We start from the raw sequence: 18,941 nt of genomic DNA, 5'->3' as shown, positions 1-18,941 counted from the left end.
GATGCTATTCAATTCATTCATCTTCCTCACGCTGTTCCTGCCGCCGGCGCTGGCCGGCTACTACCTGCTCGGCCAGCGCATGCCACGCGCCGCGGCGGCGTGGCTCTGCGGTGCGTCGATCGTGTTCTACGGCTGGTGGAATCCGGCGTTCGTCGCTTTGCTGGTGGGGTCGATCGCGTTCAACTACGCGATGAGCTGTGCGATTGTCGCGGCGCCTGCGCAGTCCACTCGCCGCCGCTGGTTACTCGGTCTCGCGATCACCGCCGACCTCGCGCTGCTGGTGCGCTACAAATATCTGGCGACGCTGCTCACCGCGCTCGTGCACGCAAGCGGCGTCGCGCCGGCCGACTGGTTCGCGCACGGCATGCAGGACGTGATCCTGCCGCTCGGCGTGTCGTTTTTCACCTTCACGCAGATCGGCTATCTGCTCGATTGCAACGCGGGCATCGTCAAGGAGCGCGACCTGCTCGGCTACGTGCAGTTCGTGACGTTCTTTCCGCATCTGATCGCGGGGCCGATCCTGCATCACAAGGAAATGATGACGCAGTTCGCGCAGCCGGCCACGTATAAGCTGCGCGCGGAAAATCTGTCGATCGGTGCGTTCGTCTTCACGATCGGCCTCGCGAAGAAGCTGCTGTTCGCCGACACCATCGCACCGTTCGCCGACGCGGGCTTCGCCGCGCCGCACGAGTTGCAGTGGCTGGCCGCGTGGGGCACCTGTCTCGCGTACGCGTTGCAGCTTTACTTCGATTTCTCTGGTTATTCGGACATGGCCGTGGGCCTCGCGAAGATGTTCGGCGTGCGTTTTCCGTTGAACTTCAATTCGCCGTTCAAGGCGGCCAGCATCATCGACTTCTGGCAGCGCTGGCATATGACGCTCACGCGCTATCTCACGGCTTACCTGTACTACCCGCTGGCAATGCGGATCAACCGTAGCCGTGCGTTGCGTGGCCTGCCGATCGGGCGCCTCGCGCAACGCTCGACGGGCGGCTTTCTCTCGACGGTGGCCGTGCCGACTTTCTACACGATGGCGCTGGCCGGCATCTGGCACGGCGCGGGCTTGCAGTATCTGATTTACGGTCTGCTGCACGCGTCGTATCTCACTGTGAATCACGCTTATCGCGCGTGGCGGGGGGCGGCTGCGCCGGCGGTTGGGGTGAGTGTGAGTGGGGCAACTGCAGCGGGGACGGTACGGGGCGCAGCGGTGACTGCAGGGCCGGCACGGGCGATCGGGACAGCGGGGACGGCAGGAACAGCCGCGGCGTTCACATTGAGCTTCAAAGCACGCGTTCGCCATGCGGGCAAGGTCCTGCTGACCTTCGTGGCCGCACTGGTCGCGTTTGCATTTTTCCGGGCACATGGCGTTGGCGATGCGCTCGCGTTATTGCAGGGCATGGCCGGTTTGCGCGGTATCGAAGCGCTCGACTGGCCCGCCTGGAGCACGGCGAACATGGGCCTTGGCGAGTGGCTGCATCTGGTCGCGGGCCGTTCGATGCTCGCGTTGCAGATCGTCGCGCTGTTGGCGATCGTCTGGTGCACGCCGAATTCACATCAACTGATGGGCCGCTTCTCGCCGGCGCTCGACCGCGCGGTCGAAGGCTTGCCCGCTGCGCTGACATGGCGGCCTTCGCTGCGCTGGACCGTCGCGATGTTCGGCGTGCTGGTGTTCTGTGTCGCGCAGTTGCATGGCGAAGTGCGTTTTCTTTATTTCCAGTTCTGATTGCCGGAACGACGTTTGCGCAAGGAGTACACAATGACTCAACACGAAACGCTGCACGCCGACGTGGCGGCGCTGGTCGAATCCGTCGTGCTGCGCCTCGTGCGCAGTGATGAACCGCTGCTCGAAACGGGGCTGGTCGATTCGGTGCTGGCCGTCGAAATCGTAATGGGCGTCGAGATGCAATTCGGCGTGCGGATTCCGCCAACCGAGATCGCCGAGCACCTGGCATCCGTGGATGCGCTTTGCGCATTCATCGCCGCCAATCGCTAGGCGCGCCATGCGATTCGATCTGAACGCGAACTGCTTTGCCGATGTCGATGTTCGTGCGGACACGTGGGCGGTGATCGGTGCCGATCGCGCATTGCGCTGGCACGAGTTGGAGGAACAAGCCCACGCGTGGGCCGGCCAGGCGCGCGCACACGGTTTCGCTGCGGATGTGCCGGTGATCATCCGCGGTCACAAGGAAGCGGAATTTTTTGTGGCGATGGTGGGGGCGTTGCTGCTCGGCGCGCCGTTCGTGCCTGTCGATACGATCTATCCGGATGAACGGATGCAGCGCATCGCGAGCACGCTCGGCGCGCAGACTTACTTCGACGCGCGCGACGGCCGCTTCGTGAGTTTGAACGGGCACGGCGCGTGGGTCGAATTTGAGGCGGTAGAGGGGGCGGTGAGTTCGACTTCGACTTCGACAGCATCAGCACCGCCGGCATTGCGCGAGAAAAACCTCGCATACGTGCTGTTCACCTCCGGTACGACCGGCGAACCCAAAGGCGTCCAGATTGGCCGCGAAAGCGTCGCCGCGCTGGCCGACTGGATGGCGGCCGACTTCGCGCTTGGCGACGCGCCGGTGTTCCTGAATCAGGCGCCCTTCAGCTTCGATCTGTCGATGTACGAAGTGTTCGGCACCCTCGCGCTCGGCGGCACCGTGGTACTCGCCTCGCGTGCACTGACGACGCAGGGCGCAGCGTTTCTCGCCACGCTCGCACGTCACCGCATGACCACATGGGTGTCGACACCATCGTTTGCGCAACAGCAACTCCTCAATCCGCAGTTCTCGCAAGACGGCTTGCCGGCGCTCAGGACCTTCCTGTTCTGCGGCGAAGTGTTACCAGTCGCACTCGCGCGCCAATTGCGCCAGCGCTTCCCGGCCGCACGGATCATCAACACATACGGACCAACCGAGGCGACTGTAGCGACCACCTGGATCGTCGTCGACGATGCGGTACTCGCGCATCACGCGCGCCTGCCGATCGGCCATGCCAAGCGCGACGCCGAGGTGTTCGTCGACGCTGGCGAATTGTGCATCGCCGGCGCACATGTGATGCGCGGCTATCTGAACCGCGAAGACCTGAACGCGGCACGCATGTTCACCCACAACGGACAGCGGGCGTTTCGCACCGGCGATTTGGGCGCGATCGACGGCAACGGACTGCTGTTCTGCCACGGACGTATCGACGATCAGATCAAGATGGGCGGCTACCGGATCGAATTGATGGAGATCGACGCGGCCCTGCGCGCGCTGCCCGCTGCAGCGAGTGCCGCAGCCGTGCCGTTGCGGCGGCCGGACGGCTCGGTCGCGCGGATCGTCGCGTTCGTCGCAACCGGCAACGACGACGGCCGGCTGCCCGATGCGTTGCAGGACTGGAAGACGCTGCTGGCCGCGCGCCTGCCGTCGTATATGATCCCGTCAGAATTGCTCGCGTGCCGGTCCTTGCCGGTATCTGTCAACTTCAAGATCGATCGCGCGCAACTTGCTCAGGATTATCGTGACGTTCATTTCAAAGCACAGCGCCAGCACAATGCGTAGTTCACACGAGGTTCAGACCCGGGAGGGCGAGCCGGTCTCGCCGCGCCGCCGCGCGCTGCTGGCGGCGAGCGCGTGCGCCGCGCTCGTGTACGGCTGCTCGGCGCCTGGTGCGAGCGACGCCGGCGCGTTGGCGCAGGGCGTGGTCTGGCAGATCGACGATGATCATGTCGACCCGCACGGCGACTGGAATCGCCTCGGCGTGACGGATCTGCTGGTGCAATGGACGGCGGTGGACGGCACGTCGTTTCTGCCTGGCACCGCTATGCAAACGGCCCGACGCTTGCCCGACTGGACGCGGATTGCCGGCGAACCATGGGCGCGCAATGTGATCGTCGGTCTCGCCGGACGTTTCGACGAAACCACAGCCCGTGCGCAGGCGGCGCAACTGATCGAACAATCGAAGCAGTTGGCGGCCGTGCGGCCGGCGATTCACATCGACGGTTATTACTTTCCGGTGGAAGTCGACCCAACCTGGAAGGACGCCGCCGCGCTCGCGCCTTTGCTCGACAAGCTCCCGCGGCCGCTGTGGATCAGTGTCTACGACAACTCGAATATCGGCGGCGCGGCGCTGGCAGCGTGGCTGGACGGCTGGCTGCCGCCCGATGTCGGCGTGTTTCTGCAGGATGGCTGCGGTGTCTATGCGCGTGGCCCGGCGGCTGCGCGTGAATATGCGGATGCGTTGGCGGCACGGCTCGGCAAGGATCGTGTGCGGATCATCGCCGAGGCATTTCGTCCCGCCCAGGGCGGCGCGTTCCGCGCGGCGACGGCTGCTGAACTGTCGCCGCAATTGCTCGCGTATCGCGGTTACCGGACCTATCTCTTCGACGGACCGCATTACGTGTCGGCGCAACTCGTGCAGGAACTGCTCGGCATGCAGCAGGTGCAGAAGTAGGGCGCCTGCCGGCAATCACCGCAACTGCGTCACCGCCAGCAGCAATACCATGCTGCCGATCGCGCCGTCCAGCACGCGCCACGCCGTCGCGCGGCGAAACAGCGGCGCCAACGCGCGGGCGCCGTAACCCAGACCAATAAACCAGATTCCGCTCACCGCCATCGCGCCGAGCGCGAACGCCACCCGTGCGCCGTCCGGTTCGCGCGCACCGGCCGTGCCGATCAGCAGGAAGGTGTCGAGATACACGTGCGGATTGAGCCACGTGAAGGCCAGCGTCATCAGGATGATCGGCATTGCACGTTGCACGGGTGCTGCTGCGCTCGTGCCCGGTGCGGTGCCGCCCGCATTGGCGTCCAGCACTGCATGTCCCGGACGTACTGCACGGCGCAGCGCGTTGATGCCGAACCACGCCAAATAGGCAAGCCCGATATACAGCATCGCGTGGACGAACACCGGATAGCGCTCCACCAGGACCGACGCGCCACCGACGCCCGCGCCGATCAGGATGCAATCGGACAGCGCGCACAGAGCGACGATCTTGCCGACGTGCGAGCGCATGATGCCCTGACGCAGCACAAAGGCATTCTGGGCGCCGATCGTCACGATCAGCGACGCGCACAGGGCGGCACCGTGGGAAAAAGACAGCCAATTCATAATCGATCCAGTAGACGGGGAAAGCGAACGAGACTAGTCTGCGGTTTTGCTGCTCATAAGAGAAGCTAATTTACTTAATGCCGATTAAGGAACGCTAATGCTCGACTATGCATTGCTCGACGCGCTGGCCGCCGTGGTGCGGCACGGCTCGTTCGACCGTGCGGCCAGCGAACTGAACGTGACGCCCTCAGCCGTCTCGCAGCGGGTCAAACTGCTGGAGGAGCGGGTGGGGAGCGTGCTCGTGAAGCGCGGCCAGCCGTGTGTCGCGACCACCTCGGGGGCGCTGCTGTGCCGCCATACCGAACGCGTGCTGTTGCTGGAAGCGGAGCTGACCGGCCGGTTGCCGGCACTGCCCGGCGCCTTGGTCGAACCGTGGCCGGCGCTGCGCGTGGCCGTCAACGACGACAGCGTGGGCACCTGGTTCATCGACGCAGTGGCGCAGTTCTGCGTGGAACGGGAGATGCTGCTTGATCTGGTGATCGACGACCAGGACCACACCGCGCAGAGGATTCGCGACGGCAGCGTGCAAGGCGCGGTCACCACGCAGGCCGAGCCGGTGCAGGGCTGCCGCTCGACCCGGCTCGGGCGGATGCGCTATCTGGCGGTCTGCACGCCGGCGTTTCGCGAGCGTCATTTTGCCGACGGCGTCACGCGCGAGTCGTTACGGCGCGCGCCGTGCGTCGATTTCAACCCGAAGGATCAGTTGCAGAAGCGCTTCATGCGCCGCATCACGCGGGCCGATTTGGATCCGCCCTTGCACTGGATTCCGCACGTCGCCGGTTTTTTGCGCGCCTGCGTGACGGGAATGGGCTGGGGCATGTGTCCCGAACGGATGATCGCGCCGCACCTTGCCAGCGGCGAGTTGGTCGAGGTGGCGCCCGGCAAGCATATCGACGTGGATCTGTACTGGCAGAGCTGGCGCCTGTCGATCGGCTGGCTCGACGATTTCGGCGCGGTGCTGCGCAAACGGGCGACGGAGTTTCTCGATTGAGCGTCGCGCGGGCGGTGTTTTCTGAATCTGGGAATCTGAAAGACGCCGCCCGCGCTTGCCAATTTCAATGGAGCCGGATCACCGGATGCACGCGTCGACGCAACCAGTGGCTCGCCGAATCGAGCGCCATGCGTGCGAAGCCGGTCAATGTCATCACGTGGCGGCGATAGATGAGCTTGTAGACGGCAGTCGCCAGCCAGCCGTCGACGAACACCGGCTGCGTCAGCAAGCTGTTGCTCAGACTGCCGATCGTGCCTTCGCGGCCAAAGCCGACCAACGTGCCGGCGTCGCGATAGACGAACTCCGGCAAGGGTTCGTCCGCTATCCGGCACTTCAGCGCGCGCGCCAGAAACAGCGCCTGCTGATGCGCGACTTGCGCGCGCGGCGCCAGAAACGCGTCCGCGTTTTCAGAAGAAGGGCAGGCCGCGCAGTCGCCCAGTCCGAATATGTTCGCATCGTTCGTGCATTGCAGCGTGCGGTTCACCTGCACCTGTGCGTTGCGATTCACCGCGATGCCGCCCAGCGTGCGCAACACCGGCGGCCCCGCGATGCCGGCGGTCCAGATCGCGATGTCGCTGGCGAGCGGTGCGCCTTCATTCGTCAGCACGGCGTCGGCGCGCACTTCGGTGACGCGCGTGGCGTTCAACACGTCGACCCCCAGACTGACGAGCATCTTTTGTGCACGCGCCGAGATCGTTTCAGACAGGGCGGGCAGCACGCGCTCGCTGCTTTCGATCAGACGGATGCGGAAGTCGCGCACGGGGTCGAGCGAAAACGGGCTATAGCGGTTCAGCAGGCGCACCGTGTCGCGCAACGCAGCGGCGAGTTCAACGCCTGTCGCTCCAGCGCCGATGATGTTGATCGACACCGGCGTGTCCGCCTGCGCGGTCCGTGCGCGTCGCGCATGGTTGGCCCGCAGACAGGCGTCGAGCAGCTTGCGGCGAAACGCTTCCGCATGCGCGACCGATTCGAGCGGCAACGCGTGTTCGGCCGCGCCGGGCACGCCGAAATATTGTGTGACGCTGCCCATGGCCAGCACCAGCGTATCGAATGCAAGCTGCCGTGACGGCAGGATTTCGCGGCCGTCGGCGTCGTGGAGCGCATTCAGCGTGATGTGCCGGTTCGTACGATCGAGCGCGGCGAGCTCGCCCTGTTCGAATTCGAAGCCATGCCGTTGCGCCTGCACGGCGTATTGCAGTTGGTGTGTGGCCGGATCGAGCTGGCCCGACGCGGCTTCGTGCAACAAGGGCTTCCAGAAATGCGTCGGCCAGCGATCCACCAGCACGATCTGCGCGAGACCGGCGCGTCCGAGCGTTTCCGACAGTCGTGTAGCGAGCCCAAGGCCGCCGACCCCACCGCCGACGATCACGACGCGATGCGCCGCCGCTTGCGTCGATTGAGCCGCTTGCTGCCCTTGCTCTCTGCGTTGCGCGGTAGAGGTTCCCTGCTGATCGATTGCGGCCATGATCCTATCCTCCTGAAGTTGTCCGTGCTGAGCCGGTGAAGGCGTTCCGGGGCTATACCGGGTATTCACCGGCCTCATCTGTCAGGGCCAGTATAGAATCGGCTGAAACCGCAGCACAATTTAATGTTTCTGCACAATATATAGGTTTTCACTTATGTTAAAAGCCGCCACGTTTCGTCAATTGAAAGCCTTGCATACGGTCGCGAAGCTAGGCAGCGTGTCGCGCGCGGCCGAAGAATTGAAGCTCACGCAGCCGGCGGTGTCGCTTCAGGTGCGCCTGCTCGAGGAGGCCGCGGGCGCGCCGCTGTTGCAGCGGGTGGGCCGTGGCGTGCAGTTGACCGCGGCGGGGGAAATCCTCGCGCGCTATGCGCTGGAAATCCTCGATCTATGGAACGGCGCAGCGGATGACCTCGCCGCCTTGCATGGCGAGCAGGGCGGCACGCTGCGCATTGGCGCGATCACGACCGCCGAATATCTGATCCCGCCTTTTCTGGTGCGCTTCACGGAATCGCGCCCACAAGTGAAGGTGCAATTCAAGGTCGGCAATCGCGCCGACATCATCCGCATGCTGGCCACGCACGAGATCGATCTCGCGGTGATGGGCAGCGCACCACGCGAATTGCGCACAGTGGCCACGGCGTTCGCCAAGCATCCGATGGCGTTCGTCGCCTCGCCCGCCCATGCGTTGATGAAGAAGAAGCGCCTGTCGCTGGACGATCTGCAATCCGCGAATCTGTTCGTGCGGGAGCGGGGCTCGGGTACGCGCTCGACGGTCGAGAATCTGTTTCGGCTCGCCGGCCACAAGCTGCATATCGGCTCCGAACTCTCGAGCAACGAAGCGATCAAGCAACTGGTCGAGGCGGGCTTGGGTATCGCGTTTCTGTCGCTGCATGCGTGCTCGCTGGAATTTCAGGCGGGCTTGCTGGCGTTGTTGCCCTTGCCCGCGAATCCAATCGAGCGCGATTGGTACGTGATGCATGTGTCCGATAAACGCCTGCCGCATGTCGCCAGCCTGTTCCGCGATTTTCTGATCGAGCACGGCATGTCCGGCGCGGTGCCGGTGCCGCTGCCGACTGTTGCCGCGGCGAAGCGGCGCCGTCAGGCGCGTGAGGCAAGCCCGATTTGAGGCGAGGATTCTCGCTATTCGCTTCGACGTTTGCGTTTCGCCAGGCCCGAAGGAGGTACCCGCGCGGCCTCTGGCTACCTCCGCAGAGCCTTATAGGACGGGCATTTCAGGTTACATCGCCCGCGATCGAAGTAAAGGTTGGGCGGGCGATATTTTTGCCCGCACTGATTGTCTTTACAGTGGCGTCCAGACATCTGAGAAAAGTGGACGCCGCATCCTCGTGGCGAGCCATCGTGATTGACCTGGCCGTTACAGGAGTTGGAGACAATGAGCAGCAACAGCATCACCCAAGTCGAAACATTCGGTTTTGAACGCATTCCGGATCGCTCGCGTTATGCGCGGCCGATCGATCTGTTCCGCTTGCTGTTCGGCGGTTGCAATACCTTTTCCACCTCGGTGCTCGGCAGTTTTCCGGTGCTGCTGGGTCTGTCGTTCAAGGCGGGCGTTTATTCGATCGTGCTTGGCGTGGTGATCGGTTCGTGCATTCTTGCGCCGATGGGGCTGTTCGGTCCGCGCAACGGCACGAGCGATCCGGTTTCGTCGGGTGCGCATTTCGGCATTCATGGCCGGATCGTCGGCTCCTTTCTGGCGGTGTTGACCGCCGTCGCGTTCTTCTCGCTGGCGGTGTGGAGTTCGGGCGATGCGCTCGTGGGCGGCGCGAATCATCTGCTCGGCCTGCCGGTCAACTGGATGACGCTGAGCTTCGCGTACGGTCTCTTTGCGGTGCTGGTGCTGACCGTCTGCGTCTACGGCTTCCGCTTCATGCTGTGGGTCAACAAGATCGCCGTGTGGGCCGCGAGTCTGCTTTTCGTGGTCGGCATTGTGGCGTTCGCCGGGCCGTTCAATAGCGCGTACGCCGGCAAGGTGGCGCTCGGGTCGGTGGGTTTCTGGCCGGCGTTCGTGAGTGCTGTGCTGGTTGCGATGAGCAACCCGGTGTCGTTCGCCTGCACGCTCGGCGACTGGGCTCGCTATATTCCGCAGAACACGCCGAAGAAGCGCACGATCCTCGCGGTGATGCTCGCGCAACTGGCCACCTTCGTGCCGTTCTTCTTCGGTCTTGCTACCGCGACGATCATCGCCAGCAAGGCACCGGATTTCATCGCCTCGAATAACTACGTGGGCGGTCTGCTGGCGATCTCGCCGAACTGGTTCTTTTTGCCGGTGTGCCTGATTGCGATCATCGGCGGGATGTCGACGGGTACCACCGCGCTGTACGGCACCGGGCTCGATATGTCGAGCATGTTTCCAAAGTTTCTGAACCGCGTGCGCGCCACGTTGCTGATCGGCAGTCTTGCCATCGGCTTTATCTTTCTCGGCCGCTTCGCGTTCAATCTGGTCGAAAGCGTGTCGACGTTCTCGGTGTTGATCAATGTCTGCAGTTGCCCGTGGATGGTGATCATGATCATCGGCTTCGTGACGCGGCGCGGTTTCTATCTTTCCGACGATCTGCAGGTGTTCAATCGCGGCGGCCGTGGCGGGCACTACTGGTTCACGCACGGCTGGAACTGGCGAGCGATGGGCGCGTGGATTCCGAGCGCGGTGGTCGGCCTGTGCTTCGTCAATCTGCCGGATCAGTTCGTCGGTCCTCTTGGGCAGCTCGCCGGTGGTCTCGACATCAGCATGCCTGTTTCGCTGACGCTGGCCTGTGCGCTGTATATCGCATTGCTGCAGTGTTTTCCTGAACCGGATGGCGTGTACGGGCCGCTTGGCCGACGTTGGTTGCGTAGCGGTCCGCAGCGCAACGCGACCGTGCACCCGGTGGTGCCGGCGACCAGGCTTAAGGCTGGCGGCGCGCAAATGAAGACACAAATGAAAACGCAAGCGCAGCAGCGCGCCGTACGACGTGAACGCGAAGAAGTGCTGGACACGCAGGACGCGGGTTGAATCGTGCGGTTCGAGGCGCTCAGTGCAAGGCGCAGTGAGACTTCGCCGAGGGCAATCGAGGTGGCATTAGAAGCTGCGTCGAAGCGCCACCAAGGCCGCACCGAAGCAACAGTCGCGCAGCAAATGCAATGGTATTCAAGTTGAGTAGGCAAACACAATGAGCGAGTCAGTAAAGCGCGCGTTTGAAGGTGTAAAGCTGTTTCCGTTCTGGCTGGACAATCCGCGTGCACCGGCTGTCGAACGGGAATTGATCGGACCGACTTCCGCGGATCTGGTGATCGTCGGCGGTGGGTTCACCGGTTTATGGGCGGCGATTCAGGCGAAAGAAGCGGACCCGTCGCTCGACGTCGTGCTGGTCGAGGCGGGGAAGGCGGCCTACGGCGCATCGGGTCGTCCGGGCGGGATCATCTCCACGTCGGTGATGCATGGTCTGCCGAATGCAACGCGGGTCTTTCCGCAAGACCTCGACGTGCTGGAACAGCTGGGGCAGGAGAACCTCGACGGTTTCAAGGAGTCGTTGACGCGTTACGGCATTGAAGCGGACGTCGAATGGAATGGCGAGATGACGGTGGCCGTCGATCCGGGGCACCTCGATCATCTGAAAGGCGATTACGAGCTCCACGTAGCCCACGGGCATGATGTCGTTTTGCTCGACAGCAAAGGCGCACGCGAACAACTCGATTCACCGCTGTTCGCAGGCGCGATGTGGTCGCGCAATCGCAGCGGCACGATTCATCCGGCGAAACTCGCGTGGGGCCTGAAGGCCGCCGCGCTGAAACTCGGTGTGCGTTTGCATGAACACTCGCCGATCACGCGCATGGAAGATCTCGGCGCAACGATGATGGTGCACACCCAGGCGGGCAGCATCGAAACGCCACGCGTGCTGCTTGGCACCGGCACGGCAGACGTGGGCGTGACCGACATCAAGCGCCGCGTAATGCAGGTGCGCGATCACATCATCGCGACTGCGCCTTTGAGCGACGAGCAGATGGCGCGCATCGGCTGGAACAATCGCCAGGGCATCTACGATACGCGTACGCAACTCAATTATTTCCGTCTTACCAAAGACAACCGGATTATCTTCGGCGGCCGTGTGAGCTATCACTTCGGCGGCGATCCAAATCCGGCCGCGGATCGTGACGAGAGCACATACTACAAGCTCGCCGAAGCGTTCTACCGCACGTTTCCGCAACTGGACGACGTGCGCTTCACCCATGCATGGGGTGGCCCGATCGACTACTGCTCACGCGGCGCCGTGTTCGCGCGCCGCTATCACGGCGGCAAAAGCGTGTTCGTCGCGGGCTATACGGGTTTCGGGGTGGCGGGCAGCCGCTTTGGTGCGAAGATGGGCCTCGACATGCTGTGGAATCGGGAGACGCTGATTACGTCGCTGGATATTTCGCGCAAAGGGCCGTCGTACATTCCGCCGGAACCGTTGCGCTGGATCGCCGCGAAGATTACCTTCAACGCATTCGACGGCGCCGACGATCGCGGCGGCTGGCGGCGTCTCTGGATCAATTCGATCAAGGCGCTGGGCTTCCCGATGTAGTTGCCGTTATGGTTGCCACTGTAGTGATCGATGTGCCCGACGGCTTTTTTATTGATTGCAGCCGGAATGAAAAAACCGCACCTTAACGGGTGCGGCTCTTGTTGAAGCAACGCTGCGATGCAGTATGAATCAACCGCAGTACACGATGCTGTACTTCTTGGTCGCCACCGGCATATGCCACGTGCCCGAGAAGCCCTTGTGCAGGATGAAGGCGTCGCCGGCGGCATAGCGTTCGCTGCGGCCGTCGTCGCTGGTGATGACGACTTCGCCTTCGATCAGCACGCAGACTTCGTGGATCGGCAGGTCGGCCAGCTTCAGCGTGCCCGCATCGCATTGCCATACGCCGGCGGACAGCATGTTGCTTGCGTCGGAGAATGCGTTGAGGGCGTGCGGTGCCTTGGCGCCTTCGAGGATGACGTCGGCGGGATCGTGCAGAGCGGGGTTCAGGCCGGAAGCGCCGGGGCCTTTAGCGTCGATGCGGGTGAAAGTGATGGTGCTCATGTGTCTCTCCTGGTTAATTTGATTCAAAGACGAGGGATTCGATGACGGAATCGAAGCAGAACCGGAGTCTGAGCCAAAGCTGCGTAGCGATGAATTTCGATTTGAAGACATTCAGATTGAGCGGCGTCGATGTAAAGCATTCGATACCGCTCTCGGGCGCTTTGCCGGCCCAACGTCTGACCCAACCATTCATGTAAAGGACAAGCCCATGCAACACGCCAAACAGTTTTACATCGACGGCCAGTGGGTCGATCCGCAAAACCCGGCCGGTGCCGCCACGCTCGACGTGATCGATCCGTCCACGGCTACCGCGTTCGCGCAGATTTCGCTCGGCGGCGCGGCCGATGTCGACCGCGCCGTGGCCGCGGCGAAGCGTGCCTTTCCTGCCTACAGCGAGACGACGATCGCGCAGCGAATCGATTTGCTGCAAGCGATCCTCGACGTGTACCGCAAGCGCTATGACGACATGGTGCATGCGATCAGCCGCGAGATGGGCGCACCGCTGCAATATGCGAACGACGCGCAGGCGTGGACCGGCGTTGCGCATCTGGAGACGATGATCCGCACGCTCGACACGTTCGAATTCGAGTACGTGAAGAGCAGCATTCTGATCCGCAAGGAAGCGGTCGGCGTGTGCGGGCTGATTACGCCGTGGAACTGGCCGGCCTTGCAGATCGCCACCAAGGTCGTGCCCGCGCTCGCGGCCGGCTGCACGATGGTGCTCAAGCCTTCGGAACTGGCGCCGCTCTCCGGCATCATCTTCGCCGAGATCCTCGACGAAGCGGGTGTGCCGGCCGGCGTGTTCAACCTCGTCAACGGCGAAGGCGCAACGGTGGGCGAGGCGATGTCGCGTCATCCGGACATCGACATGATGTCGTTCACCGGTTCGACGCGTGCGGGCGTGCAGGTCGCCAAGGCCTCGGCGGACACGGTCAAGCGCGTGCACCAGGAACTGGGCGGCAAATCGGCCAACCTGATTCTCGAAGATGCCGATCTGAAACAGGCTGTGATGCGCGGCGCCCGTGCGTGTTTCGACAACAGCGGCCAGTCGTGCGATGCGCCCACGCGCATGTTCGTGCCGCGCGCACGCCTCGCCGAGGCATTGGCGTATGCGAAGGAAGCGGCTGAAGCACTCGTCGTCGGTCCTGCGGATGCGAAGGGCATCGATCTCGGGCCGGTCATCAGCGAGCAGCAGTTCGACAAGATCCAGCGGCTGATCGGCGTGGGCGTTGAAGAGGGCGCTACGCTGGTGGCCGGCGGGCCGGGCCGTCCTGAAGGATTGAAGGATGGTTACTTCGTGCGCCCGACGGTGTTCGGCAATGTCACGCCGACCATGACGATTGCGCGCGAAGAGATCTTCGGGCCGGTGCTGTCGATCCTCGGCTACGACACCGAAGACCAGGCGATCGCGATGGCCAACGACAGCCTCTACGGCCTCGCGGGCTATGTGCAATCCGCCTCGATCGAGCACGCGCATGCCGTGGCGAAGCGCCTGCGTACCGGCACGATCTATCTGAACTACGCGGACTACAGCCCCGATGCGCCGTTCGGCGGCTTCAAGCAATCGGGCAATGGCCGCGAGTACGGCGAGTTCGGTCTCGAGGATTTTCTGGAGATCAAGGGCGTAGTGGGTTACGCGAGCTGACGCTGCGTGACTGCCGGGCGGTGAGGGACGTCACCGCGCCGGCCGTTTTCCGATGGCTGTTCCAATCTGCGAACGCCGTTTGCGGGCGTCTATAATCTTTGCCGGAATTCGCCATCGGATCTTGAACCTGTGAAAACGACTATCGCTATTGCGCTTGCTGCGCTTGCCTTGAGCGGCTGCATGTCCACCGAAAAACAGGAGGCGCAGGCGCGCGACTTTACCCGCTCAGAGAACCTGCTCGATAGCGCGCAGCGTAATGCCGCGGTTGGGTGCGCGGATCAGGCGCAGTGCGACAAGGCCTGGTCGCTTACGAAGGACTACGTGGCGGCGCATTCTTCCACGTCGATCGTCCGCGCGGACGCGGTAGCGATCGAGACCGACGTTCCGAGCCGCTCGGGCCATGCGGTCTTTTCGGCCACGCGCGTGGCCAAGGGCAGCGGGGCAACGATCACGCTGTACGCGCAATGCCGTGGCATGTATGGCCAGGATCGCGCGATGGGCTCTGACTACGATGATTGCGTCAAGCAGATCGGTCCGACGCAAAACGGCTTCGTGCCGTATCTGCAGAAGCATTTATCCAGCCAGTAATCCGGCCAGCAACCCAGGTAGTAGCGGGCGACCGTACCTCGCCTGTTTGAATGCGATGAAGCCACGCTGGCCCGTGACGTTGCTCAACAACGCGATTCGGTCACGTCACTACAGCAGCAGTTCGATCGAATGAAACAGCCGGCGCAGCTCGGGGTCTTGCGAGCGCGCACCTTCGTCGACGACTTCGCGCAAACACTCGAGAAAACACGTGGCCGCCGGACTCGTCGGCGCGCCGCGGCGTGACGTGATGCTGACGATGGTTTCATCCACCGTCTCGCGCAAGGGCAGCGCCCACAGATTCTCCTTCGCGATGCTCACCTCGACGAGCGGCCACGGAAAAATGCTGAGCATGTCCGTTTGCGCGAGCAAGCCGAGCACGACCGCGAGCGAATGCGCGAGATGGATCGTGTGCGGCACCTTCATGCCGCGCTTGCGGAACAGATTGTCCGAGATCGACTCGCGGCTGGCGGGGTCCCAGTTCAATACCCATTCGGCGTCTTCCAGTTCGAGCAGCGTGCGGCAACCCGCCTTGGGGTGATCGCGGCGCGCGACCACCGCCGAATGCGTGGAAAACAGCGGTACGTTGTGAAACTCCGATTGCGGCGAAGCAGGCGGAGGACGGCCGATCGAAAAATCGAGGCTGCCGTCGCGCAAGCGCGGTTGCACGACCGCCAACAGACCCTCGAAGAATTCCAGTTGGACCTCCGGCATGCGTTGCCGGAACCGCTGCACCGTGGGCGGCAGGAATGTCAGCGCCACCCACGGTGTGACGCCGATCGACAGTTTGCCGGCCGCTGCGCCGCGCATCGCCTCGATCTCCGCTTCTGCGCGCTGCAACTGACCGAGCACCAGCCGCGCATGCACGACCAGCGCGCGGCCGAACTCCGTGAACGCGACGCCGCTCGCGCCGCGCACCAGCAACGGCGCGTGCAGATCGGCTTCCAGTTCGCGCATGGCCTTGGTCACGGCGGCCGGCGAAAGCTCGAGCGAACGGGCGGCGGCCCGGATACTGCCGGTATCCGCAATGGCCGCTAAGGTGCTGAGTTGATGCAGTTTCATCTGGAAAACCCGTAGATGGGTGGCAACCGCTGGTTGCTGGCGCAACGATTCTACGCCTGCCGCTGGAAAATCGGCGTGGTTATGCTCGGTTCACGCTTTCATCGACGGAGACAACATCGTGAACACCATGGCCATCCCGGCGGGCATCGCCGAACTCGAAGACGAAATGATCGCGCTGCGCCGCCGCATCCACGCGCAGCCCGAACTGGCTTACGAAGAGTTCGCCACCGGCGACCTGGTCGCCGAGCGCTTGCAGGAGTGGGGCTACACCGTGCATCGCGGGCTGGGTCAGACCGGCGTTGTAGGGCAACTGAAAGTAGGCGGCGGCACGCGCAAACTCGGCCTGCGCGCCGACATGGACGCACTGCCGATTCATGAGACGACCGGCCTGCCGTACGCGAGCACCGTCCCCGGCAAGATGCACGCATGCGGCCATGACGGGCACACGGCGATCCTGCTGGCGGCAGCCAAGCATCTGGCGCAGGAAAAGAGTTTCGACGGCACGTTGAACCTGATTTTCCAGCCCGCTGAAGAAGGTCAGGCCGGCGCGAAGAAAATGCTCGAAGACGGCCTGTTCGACAAGTTTCCGTGCGACGCGGTCTTCGCGATGCACAACATGCCCGGTTTTCCGACGGGCAAGTTCGGTTTCCTGTCGGGCTCGTTCATGGCGTCGTCCGATACGGTGATCATCAAGGTGACTGGCCGCGGCGGTCATGGCGCGGTGCCGCACAAGGCGGTCGATCCCGTGGTGGTGTGCGCGCAGATCGTGCTGGCCTTGCAGTCGATCGTGTCGCGCAACATTGCGCCGCTCGACATGGCGATCATCACCGTCGGCGCGATTCACGCCGGTGAAGCACCGAACGTGATTCCTGAAACCGCGGAGATGCGCCTGTCCGTGCGCGCGCTGAAGCCCGAGGTTCGCAACTATTTGCAGGAGCGCATCACGGCGGTTGCCTGCGGGCAGGCGGCGGTGTTCGGCGCGCGAGCGCATGTGGACTATCAGCGACGGTATCCGGTGCTGGTCAACGATGCGCAGATGACCAGTCTCGCACGGCAGGTCGCGCTCGACTGGCTCGGCGAAGACGGTTTGATCGCCGACATGCAACCGTTGACCGGCAGTGAAGACTTCGCGTTCCTGCTGGAGCGTTGCCCGGGCAGTTACCTGATCATCGGCAATGGCGATGGCGAGGGCGGCTGCATGGTCCACAACCCGGGCTATGACTTCAACGACGACTGTCTCGCTACCGGCGCGGCCTATTGGGTGCGGCTTGCGCAGACGTTCCTCGTCTGAGCCGGGTGCCATCGGATTGAACTGAGGCCGTGCAAGGCTCCGAGGGTCACGAAGACCAGCGGGGCCATCAAGGCCGTGTTGGGGCCAGTCAGGCCGTCCTTTGCTCTCAGGCGCACAAGACCGCAGGGCCGCGCATCAGCAGGGAGGACACCATGGAGACACAGATGGACTATTCCGCTACACCGCAACCAGCAGGCACCGACGCGTTGAATCTCGCTGGCGCGTCGGCCGTGCCGCCGGCCAAACGCACGAGTCACGCCAAAGCGATTGCTGCGATCACGCTCGGCAACGGCCTCGAGTTTTTTGACTTCACGATCTACAGTTTCTTCGCGACGATCATCGGCAAGCTGTATTTCCCGGTGGAAGGGCAGCTTGCGCAACTGATGCTGGCCGCCGGCACGTTCGGCGTGGGATTCATCATGCGTCCGGTGGGCGGCATTGTGCTCGGCGGCTATGCTGACCGTGCCGGCCGCAAGGCCGCGATGAGTCTCACGCTGTGGCTGATGACGCTCGGCTCGGCGATCATCGCATTCGCGCCGACGTATGCGGCGATCGGCATCGCCGCGCCGCTGCTGGTGATTCTTGCGCGATTAATTCAGGGCTTCGCGCTGGGCGGCGAGGTCGGCGCATCGACCTCGTTGCTGCTTGAATATGGCAGCGACAAGACGCGCGGGTTCTACGGAAGCTGGCAGTTTGTGAGCCAAGGGTTGAACACGGTATGCGGCTCGCTGCTGGGTGTTGCGTTGGCGGCGGCGCTGTCCACTGCTGCGCTGGAGAGCTGGGGCTGGCGCGTGCCGTTTGTGATCGGCATGGCGATGGGGCCGATTGGTATTTACATCCGGCGGCATCTGGACGAAACGTTGCCGGGCGTGGAAGACGGCACGGTTTCGGCGGCCCAGGCGCCTGATGCACAGCCGGTTCGCAGGCTGTTTCGCGAGCATTCGCGGGTGATCACGACGGGGGTGCTGACGACCATTGGCGGCACGGCGGCGAATTACATCGTGCTGTTTTATCTGTCTACCTACGCGATTCGGATTTTGCATTTGCCGATGTCGTCGGCGTTGTGGGCCGCGTGGACCGCGGCGGTGGTGACGGTGATTTGCTCGCCGTTTGCGGGGGCGTTGTCCGATCGGGTGGGGCGTAAACGTGTTTTGTGGATTTCGCGGGTGTTGCTGATTGTTGCCGTGTATCCGGCGTTCATGATTATCAATGCTTCGCCTACGGTGCCTGTTTTGTTGTCTGTTGTTGCTGTGCTGGCTGTGTTTGTCGCTTTTACGGCTGTGCCCAATATCGTCATGTTGCCCGAGATGTTTCCGCGCGAGATTCGCGCTACCGGGATGTCGATTGTTTATTGTTTAGGGGTTTCGATTTTTGGTGGGTTTGCGCAGTTTTTTGCTACCTGGTTGATTCAGATTTCGGGGAGTAATCTGGCGCCTGCCTGGTATTTGATTGGGTGTGGGGTTGTGTCGTTGTTGCCGTTGCCGTTTATGCGGGAGACTGCTGGGAAGGCAATAGATTGAAGGTGTTTTTCGCCTTTGGCGGCGGCATTGGCCGTGTTCTTAGGGCTTTGGCCTTTCCTTGAATTGTTAGTGGTCTATTAGCGTTGCCCCTGTGCGGGGCGGCACCTACTTCTCTTTGCCGGCTGTGTATGGACCGGAGACATGGCTGACAGACGTGCGGGGACATGGTTGACACTTCCGGGTATTAAAACGCCCGGTCCCGACCATGCCCTGGAACGCAAGAGACACCATGAGCCTCCGACAGGAATT

16 protein-coding genes are annotated in these 18,941 nt (G+C 63.0%); 12 read left to right on the top strand and 4 right to left on the bottom strand.

The genetic code is table 11. The features are described 5' to 3' along the window. The first annotated feature begins 1 nt into the window (after position 1). The 4 genes from P3T25_RS38190 to P3T25_RS38175 are packed head-to-tail and all read left to right on the top strand — an operon-like array spanning position 2 to position 4,419. Positions 2-1,720, top strand: coding sequence for an MBOAT family O-acyltransferase (locus P3T25_RS38190; protein ID WP_429362309.1), 1,719 nt, complete (start codon positions 2-4; stop codon positions 1,718-1,720). Between the two features lie 33 nt (positions 1,721-1,753). After that, positions 1,754-1,990 carry an acyl carrier protein gene (locus tag P3T25_RS38185; RefSeq protein ID WP_429362307.1) on the top strand — a complete coding sequence of 79 codons (237 nt, stop codon included), beginning with the start codon at positions 1,754-1,756 and terminating at the stop codon, positions 1,988-1,990. A 7-nt stretch (positions 1,991-1,997) separates the two neighbouring features. After that, a complete protein-coding gene (locus P3T25_RS38180) occupies positions 1,998-3,527 on the top strand; it encodes an AMP-binding protein (RefSeq protein ID WP_429362305.1) in 1,530 nt (509 codons plus the stop codon). Beyond that, positions 3,520-4,419 carry a hypothetical protein gene (locus P3T25_RS38175; protein ID WP_154564223.1) on the top strand — a complete coding sequence of 300 codons (900 nt, stop codon included), beginning with the start codon at positions 3,520-3,522 and terminating at the stop codon, positions 4,417-4,419. Before P3T25_RS38180 ends, P3T25_RS38175 begins: the two co-directional genes overlap by 8 nt. Before the next feature lie 15 nt (positions 4,420-4,434). On the opposite strand, the gene P3T25_RS38170 is transcribed toward P3T25_RS38175, so the two are convergent. Continuing rightward, positions 4,435-5,073 (bottom strand): LysE/ArgO family amino acid transporter, encoded by a 639-nt coding sequence (locus tag P3T25_RS38170; protein ID WP_154564221.1) that lies wholly within the window; start codon positions 5,071-5,073, stop codon positions 4,435-4,437. A gap of 97 nt (positions 5,074-5,170) precedes the next feature. Here P3T25_RS38170 and P3T25_RS38165 point away from each other — a divergent pair, with 97 nt between their 5' ends. Then, entirely contained in the window at positions 5,171-6,064 is an 894-nt protein-coding gene (locus P3T25_RS38165) for a LysR family transcriptional regulator ArgP (protein ID WP_154564219.1), read from the top strand. Positions 6,065-6,128: 64 nt separating this feature from the next. Here the strand turns inward: P3T25_RS38165 and P3T25_RS38160 are convergent, their stop codons facing one another. After that, positions 6,129-7,529 (bottom strand): NAD(P)/FAD-dependent oxidoreductase, encoded by a 1,401-nt coding sequence (locus tag P3T25_RS38160; protein WP_154564217.1) that lies wholly within the window; start codon positions 7,527-7,529, stop codon positions 6,129-6,131. A 154-nt stretch (positions 7,530-7,683) separates the two neighbouring features. On the opposite strand from P3T25_RS38160, the gene P3T25_RS38155 reads away from it, so the two are divergent. The 3 genes from P3T25_RS38155 (at position 7,684) to P3T25_RS38145 (ending at position 12,088) form a co-directional block, all read left to right on the top strand. Further along, entirely contained in the window at positions 7,684-8,655 is a 972-nt protein-coding gene (locus tag P3T25_RS38155; protein ID WP_154564215.1) for a LysR family transcriptional regulator, read from the top strand. 267 nt (positions 8,656-8,922) lie between these two features. Beyond that, on the top strand, positions 8,923-10,539 hold the full coding sequence (locus tag P3T25_RS38150; RefSeq protein ID WP_429362302.1) for a purine-cytosine permease family protein: 1,617 nt from the start codon (positions 8,923-8,925) through the stop codon (positions 10,537-10,539). Between the two features lie 157 nt (positions 10,540-10,696). Then, positions 10,697-12,088, top strand: coding sequence for an NAD(P)/FAD-dependent oxidoreductase (locus tag P3T25_RS38145; RefSeq protein WP_429362300.1), 1,392 nt, complete (start codon positions 10,697-10,699; stop codon positions 12,086-12,088). A gap of 129 nt (positions 12,089-12,217) precedes the next feature. Here the strand turns inward: P3T25_RS38145 and P3T25_RS38140 are convergent, their stop codons facing one another. Beyond that, positions 12,218-12,589, bottom strand: a complete 372-nt coding sequence (locus tag P3T25_RS38140) for a cupin domain-containing protein (protein WP_054040615.1) — start codon at positions 12,587-12,589, stop codon at positions 12,218-12,220. Positions 12,590-12,797: 208 nt separating this feature from the next. On the opposite strand from P3T25_RS38140, the gene P3T25_RS38135 reads away from it, so the two are divergent. Both P3T25_RS38135 and P3T25_RS38130 read left to right on the top strand, forming a co-directional pair. Next, positions 12,798-14,234, top strand: coding sequence for an aldehyde dehydrogenase family protein (locus tag P3T25_RS38135; protein WP_154564211.1), 1,437 nt, complete (start codon positions 12,798-12,800; stop codon positions 14,232-14,234). Between the two features lie 129 nt (positions 14,235-14,363). Next, on the top strand, positions 14,364-14,822 hold the full coding sequence (locus P3T25_RS38130) for a hypothetical protein (protein ID WP_429362297.1): 459 nt from the start codon (positions 14,364-14,366) through the stop codon (positions 14,820-14,822). A gap of 108 nt (positions 14,823-14,930) precedes the next feature. Here P3T25_RS38130 and P3T25_RS38125 read toward each other — a convergent pair whose 3' ends face one another. Continuing rightward, on the bottom strand, positions 14,931-15,881 hold the full coding sequence (locus P3T25_RS38125; RefSeq protein WP_154564209.1) for a LysR substrate-binding domain-containing protein: 951 nt from the start codon (positions 15,879-15,881) through the stop codon (positions 14,931-14,933). Positions 15,882-15,999: 118 nt separating this feature from the next. Between P3T25_RS38125 and P3T25_RS38120 the strand changes: the two genes are divergently transcribed. Then, on the top strand, positions 16,000-17,172 hold the full coding sequence (locus P3T25_RS38120; RefSeq protein WP_429362295.1) for a M20 aminoacylase family protein: 1,173 nt from the start codon (positions 16,000-16,002) through the stop codon (positions 17,170-17,172). A 164-nt stretch (positions 17,173-17,336) separates the two neighbouring features. After that, positions 17,337-18,692, top strand: coding sequence for an MFS transporter (locus P3T25_RS38115; RefSeq protein WP_429362293.1), 1,356 nt, complete (start codon positions 17,337-17,339; stop codon positions 18,690-18,692). Positions 18,693-18,941 lie beyond the last annotated feature (249 nt).

Origin of the sequence: Paraburkholderia sp. GAS32, assembly GCF_050434225.1 — a bacterium.
Classification (GTDB): Bacteria; Pseudomonadota; Gammaproteobacteria; order Burkholderiales; family Burkholderiaceae; genus Paraburkholderia; species Paraburkholderia madseniana.
Note: the sequence above shows the minus strand (reverse complement) of the source record. Positions and strands in the feature narration are given on the sequence as shown.

Excerpts from the sequence above, each read along its gene's own strand:
- P3T25_RS38190 (WP_429362309.1), top strand. The coding sequence starts at position 2 with ATGCTATTCAATTCATTCATCTTCCTCACGCTGTTCCTGCCGCCGGCG.
- P3T25_RS38185 (WP_429362307.1), top strand. The coding sequence starts at position 1,754 with ATGACTCAACACGAAACGCTGCACGCCGACGTGGCGGCGCTGGTCGAA.
- P3T25_RS38180 (WP_429362305.1), top strand. The coding sequence starts at position 1,998 with ATGCGATTCGATCTGAACGCGAACTGCTTTGCCGATGTCGATGTTCGT.
- P3T25_RS38175 (WP_154564223.1), top strand. The coding sequence starts at position 3,520 with ATGCGTAGTTCACACGAGGTTCAGACCCGGGAGGGCGAGCCGGTCTCG.
- P3T25_RS38170 (WP_154564221.1), bottom strand. The coding sequence starts at position 5,073 with ATGAATTGGCTGTCTTTTTCCCACGGTGCCGCCCTGTGCGCGTCGCTG.
- P3T25_RS38165 (WP_154564219.1), top strand. The coding sequence starts at position 5,171 with ATGCTCGACTATGCATTGCTCGACGCGCTGGCCGCCGTGGTGCGGCAC.
- P3T25_RS38160 (WP_154564217.1), bottom strand. The coding sequence starts at position 7,529 with ATGGCCGCAATCGATCAGCAGGGAACCTCTACCGCGCAACGCAGAGAG.
- P3T25_RS38155 (WP_154564215.1), top strand. The coding sequence starts at position 7,684 with ATGTTAAAAGCCGCCACGTTTCGTCAATTGAAAGCCTTGCATACGGTC.
- P3T25_RS38150 (WP_429362302.1), top strand. The coding sequence starts at position 8,923 with ATGAGCAGCAACAGCATCACCCAAGTCGAAACATTCGGTTTTGAACGC.
- P3T25_RS38145 (WP_429362300.1), top strand. The coding sequence starts at position 10,697 with ATGAGCGAGTCAGTAAAGCGCGCGTTTGAAGGTGTAAAGCTGTTTCCG.
- P3T25_RS38140 (WP_054040615.1), bottom strand. The coding sequence starts at position 12,589 with ATGAGCACCATCACTTTCACCCGCATCGACGCTAAAGGCCCCGGCGCT.
- P3T25_RS38135 (WP_154564211.1), top strand. The coding sequence starts at position 12,798 with ATGCAACACGCCAAACAGTTTTACATCGACGGCCAGTGGGTCGATCCG.
- P3T25_RS38125 (WP_154564209.1), bottom strand. The coding sequence starts at position 15,881 with ATGAAACTGCATCAACTCAGCACCTTAGCGGCCATTGCGGATACCGGC.
- P3T25_RS38115 (WP_429362293.1), top strand. The coding sequence starts at position 17,337 with ATGGACTATTCCGCTACACCGCAACCAGCAGGCACCGACGCGTTGAAT.